This window comes from uncultured Devosia sp. (assembly GCF_964244875.1).
Lineage (GTDB): Bacteria > Pseudomonadota > Alphaproteobacteria > Rhizobiales > Devosiaceae > Devosia.
Genome location: NZ_CAXTKA010000002.1, coordinates 222,018 through 235,799 on the forward strand (window position 1 = coordinate 222,018; position 13,782 = coordinate 235,799).

A 13,782-nucleotide genomic window follows, 5' to 3' on the forward strand; every position below is an offset into this window, starting at 1 on the left:
GATAGGCCTTCACACCGGATGAGGGGGCCTAGGCTACCTCAACCATCAGCGTAGCGATCTGGAATGGCCGTAATTCCAGCACGACGGTATTGTTCACCACCGAGACCTTCCCCTCGTCGCCCTCCTCCATCAGGTTGACCAGCCTGGCGGATTTGATCGGCAGGCCGAAGGTGATGGTCGCGGTGGCTCGGGTGTTGGCGGTCTCGAAAATTCGCAGCACCAGGGCGTCGGATTTTTCGGCTTTCTTGACCGTTTCGATGGTGACGTTGGCTGCGTCCACCGTGGCGAGGGCAAAGCTTGCATCGGGGGCGCCGGTGGCGGGCTTGGGCTGCAGGGAGCCCAACACGGCAATGGGATTGTTGAAGCGCTCGGCCGCCCGATGTACCTCTGCCAAATCGGCCACGCCGTCATGGATAAAGAGGCCATAGCGCAGGCGATGTTCGCCAATATCGGCATCGGGGCTGGGGAAAGTGGGGCCACGCAGCAGGGTCAGCCGCACGGTCTGCTCCAGCGCGTCATAGGCATATTTGCAGTCATTGATCAGGGCAGCGCCGAAATCGTTTTCGCTCATATCCACCCAGCGGTGCATGGAGGCTTCAAAACGCGCCTTGTCCCAGGAGGTATTGCGGTGCGTCGGGCGCTTGACATGGCCGAACTGGATTTCCGAGCGAATTTCGGAAGTGTTGAGATCAAGGGGGAAGCCGGCCTTGAGCACGGTGGCGCGCTCCTGCCAATCGGCGAAGGTATCGAACTCGATCTGCCGGGCGCCCGCCTCCAGCGAAACCACCTGCACGATGCGTGACAGGTTATAGGTTCGCTCGATGCGGATGGCGGCGCGGTGCGGGCCGGTTTCGACCACAATGATGCTGGCCTTGGCGTCCGCCAGCGGCCAGGACTGTTCCTCGAAATAGCGATCAATGTCCCAGGCGTCCCACTCCATGGGCTTGTCTTCATAGGCTATGAGGCGATTGGCCGTCTGTCCGGGGGCGATGACCTCGCGGTTGCGCGTCTTGTCGAGGATGGAGGTGATTTCCCCGGCCTTGTCGAATTGGATGCGCAGCTGGGCATTTTCCAGGTGATCCTTACCCACCGACAGGCTCGACCTGGTCGAGGCGACGCCGCTGACCAGTTCGACGCCGGTCCAGCCGAGCGGGGCCAGCGCGGTGACCGGGGCCGCATAGGTGGTTTCGCCGCCGGCGCCAACCAGGGCCTGCAAGGGCTGCGTCACCCCGCCCTGGGCGAGGCCGGCGCCTTCGAGGGCCCGGTCGCTGCCCAGGCTCACCAAGGCGTTGGGGCGGGCCTGGCTGATGAAGTTGAACAGCCGCGTGCCGCCGCTGCCGCCCGGAATGGCGGCGGCTGCCGCGTGCCAGGGGCCATTGGCGGAAGCGAGCGTCGAGAACATTTCGCCATATTCATTGTCGCTGTCGACATAGACCTCGGGGATCGAGGTGCCCGGCAGGATATCGTGGAACTGGTTAATGAGGACGGTTTCCCAGAAGGCTTCGAGCTGGGCATGGGGATAGCTGGCCCCGCTTTGGGCCAGGGCCAGGGCGGCCAGAAGTTCGAGTTCGCGCAGGACGCGTTCGGACTTGCGGTTATTGGCCTTGTTCCTGGCCACCGAGGTCAGGGTGCCGCGGTGATATTGCAGGTAAAGCTCACCGTTCCATTCGGGGAAGCGGGCCGGATCGGCAGTCATGGCCCGGCCCAGGCGATCAAGGAACGGGGCAATGCCTTCGAGCTTGAGCCGGGGGGCGCCGGGAATGCCGCGCTCGAGGCGCGTGCCGCGCTCGATCATGGCGCGGGTGGGGCCGCCGCCGCCATCGCCAAAGCCATAGCAAAGCAGCACTTCGTCATAGGCGGCCTTGGGCTCGTAGCGTTTCCAGGCACCCAGCACTTCGCTGACCGATAGGTCGGAATTGTAGGTGGTGAAGATTTCCTCGCTTTCGAAGCGCTGCGCGGTGATCAGTTGCGCCTTGGTTTTGGTGCCATCGATGCCGCGCCAGAAGAAGGTGTCGTAGGGGTGCCGGTCAGTGTCGTTCCAGCTCAGCTTGGAGGTGACGAAATAGTCCAGCCCGGAGCGGGCCATGACCTGGGGCAGGTTGGCCGAATAGCCGAACGTATCGGGCAACCACACCGTCTTGGGGGTGACGCCGAACTCCTCGATGTGGAAGCGGCGGCCGCGCATGATCTGGCGTACCAGCGACTCGCCCGACACGATGTTCACATCGGGCTCGACCCACATGGCACCTTCGATTTCGAACTGGCCGGACTTGACCTTGTCCTTCACCCGGGCCCAGGTTTCGGGGTAATCGGTCTTGAGGAAATTGAACAGGACCGACTGGTTGTACATGAAGACGAACTGGGGATATTCGCTCATCAGCTCGATGACGGTGGCAAAGCTGCGGCCGGTCTTGTCGCGGGTATGCAGGACGCGCCAGAGCCAGCCGACATCGAGATGGGTATGGCCCACCGCCGAAATCAGCGGCTGCACTTGCGTATCCTTGAGCTGGTAAATCCTGGCGGCGATCCGTTCGGCCGCGCCCAGCGAAGCCTCGAAGGCCGCAGTATGAGCCCCGCGCCGATCCAGCGCGCGCAGCGCGTCGTTGACCAGGCGCAGGATAGCATGGCGGCGCGGATCGGTCTGGTGCAGGCGGATGGCCACTTCGAGCGGGGTCTGCAGGTCATAATAGAGCTTTTCGGCGCGCTCGTTGCGCACGAAGAACTCGGTGGCAAAGCCCACCAGCGGACGTTCGAAAAAGGTGAAGGCATTGACGTGCACGACCCGTTTGGCACCGGCCCTGGCATTGCGCATCACCACCAGTTCGGTATGGTTGCCATCGAGCGCCTGGGCGGTCGAGCCATCGATATAGGCCAGGCATTGGGGATCGGTGGAGCCGGGGCGCTGCTGCCATTGCGAGCTGACGCGCAGCACGAAGGTCTTGCCGGCTGCCTCCCTGGGCACGGTGATTTCGGCGGCAAACCAGGTATTGTCCTGCTTGCGGGCCCAGACGGTGCGATCGTCGAAGGGCTTCCAGGCGTGCCAATCGGCCTTGAGCGCGTCGGCGGCGCCCAGCCCCTGTTCGAGGAAACGCCAGGCGAACGGGGTGTCCAGCGGGGTCACGATCTTGGCATGCAGGTCGGCGCAGAGCCGCAGCAGTTTCCCCTCGGTCTTGAGATCGTCGTCCAGCAAACCGAGCTTGGCCGACAGGGGATTGGAATAGGTCATCCTTTAACTCCGACACCGGCGAACCCTGTGTTCATGTTGCGCCGTAACAAGAAATAAACGCCGACCGCCGGCGCTGCGTAGATAATGGAATAGGCCGCGAGAAACCCATACTGGATCGCCCCGTTCTGGCCAAAGGCAGCATAGAGCCCCACCGACATGGGAAAACCCTGTTCGGTGCGCGAAAAGATCAGCGGCAGCAGGAACTCGTTCCAGGCGCCGGTAAATGTGAAGAACCAGACCACGGCAATGCCGGCGCGCGACAGCGGCAGGACGATGCGGGTAACGATATGCCAGAGGCTGGCGCCCTCGACGTAAGCCGCCTCCTCCATCTCGACCGGCACGGTATCGAAGAAGTTTTTCAGCAGCAGCAGGGTGAAGGGCAGGTTGAGAATGGTCAGGGCCAGCACGACGCCGTAATTGTTGAGCAGGCCCATGGATTGGGACACGAAGTACATCGGCACCAGGACGCCGATGGAGGGCAGCATGCGCATGATCACCAGCGCCCACAGGAAGGCATTGCGGCCGGGGATTTTGAGCCGCGACAGGGGATAGGCGGCGGCGATGCCGACGATCACGGTCAGGGTGGCGGTGCCGGCGGCGATATAGATCGAATTGAGGAATTGGCGGCCGGTATTGCCGCTCATCGCCTGGGCAAAATTGCCCAAGGTGACGCCTTGCGGCACGGCCAGGCGGCCGGTCGCCGCCGGATCGAACGCATTGAGGATGAGCCAGGCAAAGGGGCTGATCCAGATCAGCGCCATGAACGATAGCGCCAGCGCCATGGCGCGGGAATGGCCTTCATTTTCCATTATTTCGGCTCCCGCAAGAGGCGGAGATAAATCAGCGACAGGGCACCCACGATCAGCAGCATGGCCACCGAAATGGCGCTGCCATAGCCCAGCTTACCGGTGCCGAAACTCTGCTTGTACATGAAGATGGCCAGCGTCTCGCTCTGGCGCCCCGGGCCACCGCCGGTCAGCGCATAGATCAGCGGGAAATAGGTGAAGGTCCAGATGGTGATGAACAGCATGTTGGTGGCGATATGCGGGCGGATGATCGGCAGGATGACCAGCCAGATGCGCTGGAACGGCGTCGCGCCATCGACCTTGGCGGCCTCGACGACCTCGCGGGACACGGAGTCCAGCGCCGCCGAGAACAGCAGGTAGCTCCAGGCGGTGCCTTTCCAGATATTGGCGATGGTCACGACAGGCAGGGCGAATTCGCTGATGAAATTGACCGGCTTGAAGCCGAGCGGGGTGATGATCAGGTTGTTGATCAGCCCGGTCTGGGCGGTGGTCGCCGACCACAGGAACGCCGCCACGATATCGGGCAGCAGCCAGCCCAGCATGATGGCGACCTCGATGAAGCTGCGCAGGTTCGATTTGGTGGTGCGCAACGTCGCCGCTAACAGAAACCCCAGCACGCTCTGGCCGACAATGGCGGAAAAGAACGTGAAAACCACCGTGGTCCAGAGCGCGTCGAGGAAGCCCTTGCGGGTCCAGAGGCGCACATAGTTCTCGAAGCCGACCCAGTTCCAGTCGATTGACTTGCGGCCGACCAGTTCCAGGTCGGTGAACGAGAAGCTGAAGGCCCAGGCGGTGAAATAGATCAGTGCGGCGAGCAGCAGGAAGGCGGGCAGCATGCCGATGACCAGCAGCCAGAGATTGGAGGCCAGCCAGGGATTGATCTGGTTTTTCATGGTTGCTGGCACGATCCTGCAAATAATAGTCGGTGTCATTCCGGCGCAGGCCGGAACCCATCCTGAGATGGTGTCGGGTTTCGCCATCTCGGGATGGGTTCCGGCCTACGCCGGGTGACACCGCGGCTAAACAAACATGTCTAGACACCCGTACCGGCGGCGTCCGGGTTGGTTCGGAGCGCCGCCGTGCCGGGAGGGCCTCTGCTTACTCGTAGGTCATGACCGCGTCTTCGCCGAACTCGTCGACCAGGGCGTCATGATATTCCTTGACCACGTCCTCGACGCTGCCACCGTCGAGAATGTCGGCGGTCGCCTGCTGTACCAGGGCCGAAACGGTCTGGTAGCCGGGGACGGTGTCGCGGCCGGTGGTGGTGGCGGCAAGGGCCGTCGCCTTGGCGAGGTAGGCGTCGGCGGTATATTCGGGGGATTCCGAAATATCGGTGCGCACGCCCATGCGGTGATTGGCGATGGTCCAGGCCTCGAAATTGGCCTTGTCGAAGATGGTTTCGACCAGCTTGAACGCCAGATCCTTATCGGCTGCCTTTTCGTTGACGCCGACGGCCCAGCCGCCCGAGATATTGGTGGTGGCATTGGTGCCGGGATCCCCCGAGCCCGGCCACGGCGTCCAGCCGACCAGCGCGTCGCGTTCCTCACGGCTGGGGACATTGGCGCCGGTGCAATCCCACAGGCAGGCATCTTCCCATGAGCCGGAGGCAAGGATGCCGATGGTGTCGTTGGCCATGGCTTCACGCACCGAAGCGGAGATATCGGTGGCGTAGTTCAGGTCGGGCGCGGTCAACTCCTTGCCGACATAGACGTCGTGATAAAGCTGCAGCGTCTTGCGGATGGCCGGGCTGTCACCGATCCACTTGCCGCTGGTGCGGTCGCGCAAGCGGTTGCGATCGCCCTCGGGCACGTCGGCGCCGAGCAGGGCCATATAGAAGCCCTGCATGGTGGTGGCTTCACCCTGCTTGGTGCCGGCGGGGAGCTGGAAGGCATATTCGACGCCCGCGTCCTTGAGCTTTTGCGCGGCATCGAGCACTTCGGCCCAGCTCTTGGGCTCCCATGGCAGGGCAATGCCGGCCTTTTCGAAATTGGCCTTGTTGTACCACAGCATGCGCACGTCGGTATCGGTGGGCAGGGAATAGACCTTGCCGTCATAGGAGCCGACTTCGATCAGGCCCTTGAGATAATACTGGTACTGGTCCCAGCCGGCCGCGAGTTCGTCCAGCGGATGCAGGTAGCCGGACGAGGCGAGCTCGCTCACCATGAAGCTATCCATCAGCACCACATCGGCAGCGGTGCCGGCCGACAGGTCCAGCGCCACGCGCTGGTCATAGCCCTGGTCGGGCAGCTTGACGGCGGTGACCGTTTCGCCGGTGTCTTGTTCGAACGTGGCAATGGCCGGCTCCACCAGGCCCGACAGCCAGGTGGCGTACATAAAGGTGATTTCGGCATGTGCCGGCATAGCCGAAGCCGCGGCCATGGCGACAGCGGCGACGGTCGCCATCAGGTTGCGTTTGAGCATGAACTCCTCCTCAGGTGCTCGCACCGCGACATTGCGCGGCCCTTGCGCCGAACCCTCCCCCGGCGCCAGCAAAGCTAATCATGTTAATTGCAACGTTGCAATGGTGCTGAACAAAACCTGCGCCTTGTGATGGCATTCTGACTTTTTTCGTGTTATTTTTCCGTAACTTAATGCCTGTTTGATCTGTGAACATCGGGGCATGAGGGACGTGCCTCAGGCTGCATCGTTGCAAAATCTTCGTTGTTTTGAATCGGTCGTCCAAGGTGTAAAAGATCGCGGCAGACAATCGGACGGGTTATGGCCGGCACAATCAAATCCAGCGGACAGGGCACGACGCCAAGCGGGCAGCGTGCGACGCTGCGCACGATTTCCGAGCTCACCGGGCTTAGCCAGTCGACGGTATCGCTGTCGTTGCGCGGGGGCACCGCGCTCAAGGAAGAAACGCGCCGCAAGGTGGCGGAAGCCGCCGAAGCAGTGGGCTATGTGCCCGACCGGGCGGGGGTGCGGCTGCGCACCGGCAAAACCAATGTGGTGGCGCTGGTGCTCGACGGAGGCGACGATTCCATCGATTTCGCGCGCCAGATGATCCAGGGGATCGGCAACGCCATCAGGGGTTCGCGCTACCATCTGACGGTGATCCCCGAATTCGTGCGCACCCAGTCGGTCGATACCGTGCGCTACATCCTGGACAATCGCACCGCCGACGGCGTGATCATCACTCATACCGCGCCGCGCGACCGGCGCGTGCAATTGCTGATGGATGCGGGGTTTCCCTTTGTCAGCCATGGCCGCACCGAATTTTTCACCCAGCACGCCTATCACGATTTCCATTCGGAAGTTTTTGCCAGCCTGGCGGCCGAGCGGCTGGCGGCCAAGGGCTGCAGGCACCTGCTGCTGCTGGTGGGAGACGACAGCACCACCAACCACCACAATATCGTCACGGCCTTCCAGCGGGCCACGGCGCGCCTTGGCGTGATCGGCACGGTATTGGACAGCGCGGTCGCGCGCGGCCGGCCCGACGACATCCGCCAACTGGGTCAGGACATCGCGCGCCAGACCGACCGTCCGGACGGCATCGTGTGCGACAGCGAAATGCGGGCCATTGCGCTGATCGGTGGCTTGCAGGACGGCGGACTGATGCTGGGCCGCGACATCGAGATGATCTTCAAGCAGACCTCCGACATCCTGCCCACGCTGTTTCCCAAGCTCGACAGTATCGTGGAAGACGTGTTCACCGCCGGGGAAGAACTGACGCGCCTGCTGGTGCGGCGGATCAACGGGGAGGCACCCGAAATGCTGCAGACGCTGTTCGAGCCGACGCCGCGCTGGCGTAGCTAAGACAGTTGTGCCGCCGGATTCCCCAGCACGTGAATGGCGCTATTGCGCCGCCTTGGCAGCTTCGACGACAGGGAACACCTGTGGTTTGGGCACGGCCGGATTGGTGCGGCTGACCCGATGCTCCGTCTTGGCCCAATAAAACGGGCGATCGATCAACTGGTACAGCGCGCGCAAGGTCGCCATGCCCGCCAATAGCCAATATAGCGGCAAGGCCAGTTGGGCCAGCAGCAGGCGATAGCGGCGCTGCCGGCACAAGCCGGCGATCGTCACCGCCAGGGCGGTGGCGTAGCCCAGCATGAGCATGGCGATGTGCAGGGTCAGCCAAGCCGCGCCCGCGCCGGCGAATAGGGGAATACCGAGCGCCAACTGCCCCAGCATCAGCGCCAGCAAGGCAGCGTGCAGCAGAGGCGAGACGATCATGCTGAGCACGGTGACCTCGAACACCAGCATCGGAACCAATCCCATTTGCCGCAGCAGCAGGCGGGGATTGCGGTTATGGACGATGAAGGTCTGCATCCAACCCTTCATCCAGCGGGTGCGCTGGCCCATCCAGACGCGCAATTTTATCGGGGCATCTTCCCGTGTGCGGGAGGCCAGCACGGCCGTGCGATGGCGCAGGCGCGCCAGCCGCATGCCGATATCGGCATCCTCGGTCACGTTGAAGGCGTCCCAGCCACCAAGGTCACGCAGGGCTTGGATGCGAAAGTGGTTGGAGGTGCCGCCCAGGGGCAATGGCAAGCGCCAGGCCGCCAGAGCCGGCAATTGAATGCCGAACAGGCCAGCATATTCGCCGGCGAACAGGCTGGTCAGCCAATTTTCGCCGCCATTCTCGATCACCAGTTCGGCCTGCAGGCAGTGTATGTCCGGCGCATCGCGGAAGGCCAGCGCCGCGCGCCAGAGCTGATCGGGATCGGGGATGTCTTCGGCGTCGAACACCACGACGTGATCGCCACGGCACAGAGGCAGTGCATAGTCGAGCGCCTTGGGCTTGGTGCGCGGGGCCGCATCGGGCACGGCGACGAGGGAAAAGCGGGGATCTTGCGGCCATTGACCGGCCGCCTCCAGGGTGGCCTGCGAGCGGTCCTCCACGACGAACTTGATGTCGAGTTTTTCGGGCGGATAATCGAGAGCGCACATGGCGGCGTGAAGCTGGGGCACCATATGGGCCTCGTCCCGCAGCGGGATCAGCACGGAATAGACCGGCAGTTCGGCATCGTCGGGGCGCAGCGGTGCCGGTTTTGGCGGCGTTCGCCGCAGCCAGCGCCATACCGCCGCCATGCGCAGGGCAGCGGGCGCCACCAGAGCCAGCACGGTCAGCGGCAGGAGCCAGAGCTGGCCGGCGAACGGCTCCAGCAGCACCAGGACGAACAGCAGGATCAAGCCCGCGACGAAGCTGATGCGTGCCGGCCGCGTCAGCTCCAACTGGGCAGTGGCGAAGGGCCAGCGCCGCGCCAGCGACTGGCGCGAGCCATCGATCAGGGCGGTGGCGCTGGCGCGGACCAGATAATCGCGCAGCGCATTTTCGGGCACGAAGCAGAGGCGGTGGTGCAGTTGCGGTCGCTGGCGCAGGCGGGCCGCGAGCGCCAGGATTTCGAGATAATTGGGCGCCGAGAACAAGACGTCGCGATCGAGCAGACGCATGGCAAGCACGCGAGCATTGGCGAGCTCTTCCAGCCGAACGGGAGCGGCCTGGCCGGTCAGGCCGCGCGGCACCACCTCATAAAACGCGAAGCCGGCCCAAGCGGCTGCGCGTTCCATCACTATTGCCTGGCCCAAACCCAAGGTGGCGGCGCAATAATGAAGCGGATCAACTTCGCGCTCCAAGGCCGCTTCGAGAATCTGCCTGGCGCCCAATCCGGTGGTGCCGCTCACGGCGACGATCAGGTCGAGCGCGTCGGACACCGCTAGCGTCCCGTACCGGAATTTGCCCAAGGCGGAATGGTCATGCGCGCTGCTCGCGCATGGTGCGACGGTGGAAAGACGATCACTGGCGCTGCCCCGCCATTGGATTGGAGGGCATATTGTACGTTCACGTACAAGTGCGCAAGTGCCTGTCAGAACGGATTTATCCAATAAGGATCGCCACCGGCGCTCCCGTTTTCAGGTCCTCAGGTCAGTGCTTGGCGTCGAATTGATGGGGGTTGAAGTGGTAGGCGGTCGAGCAGAATTCGCAGACGACTTCGATCTGGCCATCGACGGCCATTTCCGCGCGATCTTCAGCGCCGAAGCTGGTGGCAAGCATGGCCTCGATACGATCGGGCGAGCAGGTGCAGCGCTCGACCAGCGCCGCGGGGGTGAACACCCGGACGCCCGTTTCGTGATAGAGGCGGAACAACAGCCGCTCGGACGACAGGTCGGGATCGGCGAGTTCGAGATCTTCCAGGGTTGCCACCAAGGTCTTGGCTTCGGTCCAGCCATCGGGCTCGACGAAATCGGGATCGACGGCGTGCGGATTGGAAAAATCGCCATCGCCGGGCAGGTCGGCCATCACTGCCTGACCGTGCTCGGGCAGATGCTGGATCAGCAGGCCCCCGGCGCGCCAATGGGGGCGGTGATCGCCCTTTTGCTGGAATTCGGCGACCGCCAGCCGGACCATGGTGGGGATCTGTTCGGACTGCATGAAATAGGTATGGGCGACGTCCTCGAGCGATTCCCCCTCGAGCGCGACGATGCCCTGGTAGCGCTCCATATCGGCGCCCTGATCGATGGTCATGGCCAGATGGCCATGGCCCAGCAGCTCACCGGGGGCGGTGCGCCCTGACTCGGCGGCCTTGACCAGAGCGTCGTGGTCAAACCGCGCATAGCCGCGCAGCCCGTCGGGCGCATCGAAATCGACGACGATCAGGTTGACGGGGCCATCGGTATGGGTCTGCATGATGAAGCGGCCGTCGAACTTCAATGACGTGCCGATCAGGGCGGCGAGCACCACGGCTTCGCCCAGGAGGCGAGCGACGGGGGTGGGGTAATTGTGGCGGCTCAGAATAGTATCCAAAGCGGTGCCCAGCCGCACCGAGCGGCCACGGGTATCGAGTTTATCGAGCGTGAACGGCACCACAGTATCGTCGCCGGCCTCGGGGCGGTCGAGGCCAAGGGAATTCATCACAGTGTCAGGCATGGCGGTCGCGTCCGTCGTCATGATTTCGGTTTCTTTTGGCAGGCCGAGCCGCTCAGCGTCGATCCAATCCTCGCCAGCAATCCCGTGCAAGCGGGAACCCAGAACAGGGTCCCGCCGGCGAGGGGATAACGGCGCGGGAGAACAAAAAACGGTTAAAGCCGGCAGTCCGTTCTCAATTGGTCTCGATGCCGAAGGCCCAGCACAAAATGGCCTTTTGGGCGTGAAGGCGGTTTTCGGCTTCGTCAAACACCACCGATTGTGGGCCGTCGATAACTTCGTCGGTCACCTCGTCGCCGCGATGGGCGGGCAGGTCGTGCATGAAAAGAGCGTTCTTGTCCGCCAAGGCCATCAAACTGGTATCGACCTGATAGGGTTTCAAGACCCGGCGGCGTTCGGCGACATCGACATCGCCCATCGACACCCACGTGTCAGTGATGACCAGATCGGCGCCGCGGACGGCCTCGCGCGGGTCCTCGATCAGGGTGACGTAGGCGCCAGCGCGGCGAATGTCGTCCATCAGGTCCTTTTCGGGGCTGTATTCCTCGGGCGTCGCGACCGTCAGGTGGCATTCGAACAGTTCGGCCGCGTTGACCCAGGAGTGCAGCACGTTGTTGCTGTCGCCGACCCAGGCGACCCTGGCGCCCTTGATGTTGCCCCGATGCTCCTCGAAGGTCATCAGATCGGCCATGATCTGGCAGGGATGGGCGCGGCGGGTCAGCCCATTGATCACCGGCACGGTGGCCGCGTCGGACAATTCGATGAGGTCGGCATGGGACAGGATGCGGATCATGATGGCATCGACATAGCGGCTGAGCACCTTGGCGGTGTCGGACAGGGTTTCCTCGCGGCTCAGCTGCATTTCCTGGCCGGACAACATGATGGTCTCGCCGCCGAGCTGGCGCATGCCGACATCGAAGCTGACGCGGGTGCGGGTGGATTGCTTGTCGAAGATCATGGCCAGGACCTTGTCCTTGAGCAATTGGGGCCGGTCCCCGTCCTTCATGCGCCCCTTGAGCGAGACGGCAGTGTCAAGCATGCCGCGCAGTTCGCCATAGGTGAAATCATCGATCGATAGAAAATGCCTGGGTGTGCCGGTCGTGGTCATGGGCCGGGGTCCTTTGTGACGCGTGGAATTTGCCGGCTGGCGCCGAACGACTTCCCCTCTCGCAAGGAGAGGGGCCGGGGGAGAGCGCTCAAAGCCTGGCTCATGAGCACGCTTTCCCTATCCTGTTCTTCCCCTCAGGGGGGAGGGAACAGGCCGCGTCGTCGGCGCTCAGGATGGTCACCACACATCGCGATCAATCCACGGCCGGAACCGAGGCCGCCTCGGCCTCGATGGCATCGAAGGCGGCGGCGAGCTTGGCCATGGCCTCCTCGATATCGGCTTCGGTGACGATCAGGGGAGGAATCAGGCGCAGCACGTTGTCGCCCGCGCCGATGGCCAGCAATTGGTGATCGGCGCGCAGCCGGGCGACGAAATCGCGCACCGGCGGGGTGATCTTGATGCCGGCCAGCAGGCCCTTGCCGCGCAGTTCGAGCACGTGTTCGGGATATTTCTGGGCCAGTTGCTGGAGCTGCCAGGCCAGCCTTTGCCCCATCTGGTTGACATTGTCGATGAAGCCGGGGGCCAGGATGCGGTCGAGCACGGCGTTGCCGACGGCGGTCGCCAGCGGATTGCCGCCATAGGTGGAGCCGTGGGTGCCGGGCACCATGGAGGCGGCCACATCGCCCTTGGCGAGGCAGGCGCCGAGCGGGAAGCCGCCGCCGATGGCCTTGGCGACGGCCACGATATCGGGGACGATGCCGCTCCACTCGAAGGCAAAGAAGCGCCCGGTCCGGCCGTAGCCGCATTGCACTTCGTCAAGGACCAAGAGCATGTCGTGCTCGTCGCAGAGCCGGCGCAGGCCTTGCATGAATTCGGGCGTCATGGCGGTGACACCGCCCTCGCCCTGCACGGTTTCGATCAGAATGGCGCAGGTCTGCGACGTGATCAGCGCCTCGACCGCGGCCAGATCGCCAGGCGCAGTGTGCTTGAAGCCGGGCATGGGTGGGCCGAAGCCTTCGAGATAGCTCGGATTGCCGCCGGCGGCGATGGTGCCCAGCGTGCGGCCATGGAACGAGCCGGTAAAGGCGATGATTTCGTAGCGGTCGGTCTCGCCCTTGGCGTAGAAATAATGGCGCGCCGTCTTGATGGCACATTCGAGCGCTTCGGCGCCCGAATTGGTGAAAAACACCTTTTCGGCAAAGGTCGCATCGACCAGGCGCTGGCCCAGCCGTTCCTGCTCGGGAATGGTGAAGACATTGGAGGTGTGCCACACCTTGTCAGCCGCCGCCTTGAGCGCGGCCACGACATGGGCATCGCCATAGCCCAGCGCGTTGACTGCAATGCCGGACTGGAAATCGAGATAGGCGACATCGTTCTGGTCGTACAGTCGCATGCCCTCGCCCCGCTCAAAGGCGAGGTCGGAGCGGGCATAGGTGCTGTAGAGCGCAGACATGGCGAGCGGTCCTGATGGCTGGTGTTACACGGAAGTCACAGAGGCGGGGCCGAATTGAAAAACGACCCCGAAAAAATCAAAAACGCGCCGGTTTTTGCAGCGCGTTTGCCCTTCACATAGGCCATTTTTGCTTTCAAAGTCAATGTTTGCCGCCCAAGTGACTGAATTGACTCAAGCTTTCTTTACGCAACGTTAAGCACTCGTTTTTCCGGGGAAAGTGGGCCCGGACTCTTGATCCCGATTCACCCCATGGCGTACTATGGAAAACGTTGGGGACACGACATCTCGTGTGGCGGACCCGCTCAACATACGATGGATAGAGATAATTGGCGACCAGGCCTTTCTGGGAGCACAATGAAGGATTCTACTTTGACGATG

The 13,782-nt window shown here is 63.2% G+C and carries 9 protein-coding genes; 1 reads left to right on the plus strand and 8 read right to left on the minus strand.

Translation table 11 applies throughout. The annotated features are described in order from the left end of the window. Positions 1-28: 28 nt before the first annotated feature. The 4 genes from ACFE8X_RS03555 to ACFE8X_RS03570 form a co-directional block, all read right to left on the minus strand. On the minus strand, positions 29-3,226 hold the full coding sequence (locus ACFE8X_RS03555) for an alpha-mannosidase (RefSeq protein ID WP_375450077.1): 3,198 nt from the start codon (positions 3,224-3,226) through the stop codon (positions 29-31). Then, positions 3,223-4,035 (minus strand): carbohydrate ABC transporter permease, encoded by an 813-nt coding sequence (locus ACFE8X_RS03560; protein WP_375450078.1) that lies wholly within the window; start codon positions 4,033-4,035, stop codon positions 3,223-3,225. Before ACFE8X_RS03560 ends, ACFE8X_RS03555 begins: the two co-directional genes overlap by 4 nt. Beyond that, the gene (locus ACFE8X_RS03565; protein ID WP_375450079.1) at positions 4,035-4,925 is read right to left on the minus strand and encodes a carbohydrate ABC transporter permease; all 891 of its coding nucleotides are present in this window, start codon (positions 4,923-4,925) and stop codon (positions 4,035-4,037) included. Before ACFE8X_RS03565 ends, ACFE8X_RS03560 begins: the two co-directional genes overlap by 1 nt. Before the next feature lie 205 nt (positions 4,926-5,130). Further along, positions 5,131-6,453 carry an extracellular solute-binding protein gene (locus ACFE8X_RS03570; RefSeq protein ID WP_375450080.1) on the minus strand — a complete coding sequence of 441 codons (1,323 nt, stop codon included), beginning with the start codon at positions 6,451-6,453 and terminating at the stop codon, positions 5,131-5,133. A 297-nt stretch (positions 6,454-6,750) separates the two neighbouring features. On the opposite strand from ACFE8X_RS03570, the gene ACFE8X_RS03575 reads away from it, so the two are divergent. Continuing rightward, positions 6,751-7,791, plus strand: coding sequence for a LacI family transcriptional regulator (locus ACFE8X_RS03575; RefSeq protein ID WP_375450081.1), 1,041 nt, complete (start codon positions 6,751-6,753; stop codon positions 7,789-7,791). 39 nt (positions 7,792-7,830) lie between these two features. On the opposite strand, the gene ACFE8X_RS03580 is transcribed toward ACFE8X_RS03575, so the two are convergent. From ACFE8X_RS03580 to ACFE8X_RS03595, 4 genes are all read right to left on the minus strand, one after another. Next, the gene (locus ACFE8X_RS03580) at positions 7,831-9,693 is read right to left on the minus strand and encodes a glycosyltransferase family 2 protein (protein ID WP_375450082.1); all 1,863 of its coding nucleotides are present in this window, start codon (positions 9,691-9,693) and stop codon (positions 7,831-7,833) included. Between the two features lie 211 nt (positions 9,694-9,904). Then, complete coding sequence (locus ACFE8X_RS03585) at positions 9,905-10,906, minus strand: Hsp33 family molecular chaperone (RefSeq protein ID WP_375450293.1); 1,002 nt, start codon at positions 10,904-10,906, stop codon at positions 9,905-9,907. A 172-nt stretch (positions 10,907-11,078) separates the two neighbouring features. Continuing rightward, a complete protein-coding gene (argF, locus tag ACFE8X_RS03590; RefSeq protein ID WP_375450083.1) occupies positions 11,079-12,011 on the minus strand; it encodes an ornithine carbamoyltransferase in 933 nt (310 codons plus the stop codon). Between the two features lie 193 nt (positions 12,012-12,204). After that, positions 12,205-13,404, minus strand: a complete 1,200-nt coding sequence (locus ACFE8X_RS03595; RefSeq protein ID WP_375450084.1) for an aspartate aminotransferase family protein — start codon at positions 13,402-13,404, stop codon at positions 12,205-12,207. Positions 13,405-13,782 lie beyond the last annotated feature (378 nt).

What these genes read in the sequence shown, in the direction of transcription:
- argF (WP_375450083.1), bottom strand. Translation starts at nt 12,011, where the DNA reads ATGACCACGACCGGCACACCCAGGCATTTTCTATCGATCGATGATTTC.
- ACFE8X_RS03575 (WP_375450081.1), top strand. Translation starts at nt 6,751, where the DNA reads ATGGCCGGCACAATCAAATCCAGCGGACAGGGCACGACGCCAAGCGGG.
- ACFE8X_RS03570 (WP_375450080.1), bottom strand. Translation starts at nt 6,453, where the DNA reads ATGCTCAAACGCAACCTGATGGCGACCGTCGCCGCTGTCGCCATGGCC.
- ACFE8X_RS03585 (WP_375450293.1), bottom strand. Translation starts at nt 10,906, where the DNA reads ATGCCTGACACTGTGATGAATTCCCTTGGCCTCGACCGCCCCGAGGCC.
- ACFE8X_RS03555 (WP_375450077.1), bottom strand. Translation starts at nt 3,226, where the DNA reads ATGACCTATTCCAATCCCCTGTCGGCCAAGCTCGGTTTGCTGGACGAC.
- ACFE8X_RS03565 (WP_375450079.1), bottom strand. Translation starts at nt 4,925, where the DNA reads ATGAAAAACCAGATCAATCCCTGGCTGGCCTCCAATCTCTGGCTGCTG.
- ACFE8X_RS03560 (WP_375450078.1), bottom strand. Translation starts at nt 4,035, where the DNA reads ATGGAAAATGAAGGCCATTCCCGCGCCATGGCGCTGGCGCTATCGTTC.
- ACFE8X_RS03595 (WP_375450084.1), bottom strand. Translation starts at nt 13,404, where the DNA reads ATGTCTGCGCTCTACAGCACCTATGCCCGCTCCGACCTCGCCTTTGAG.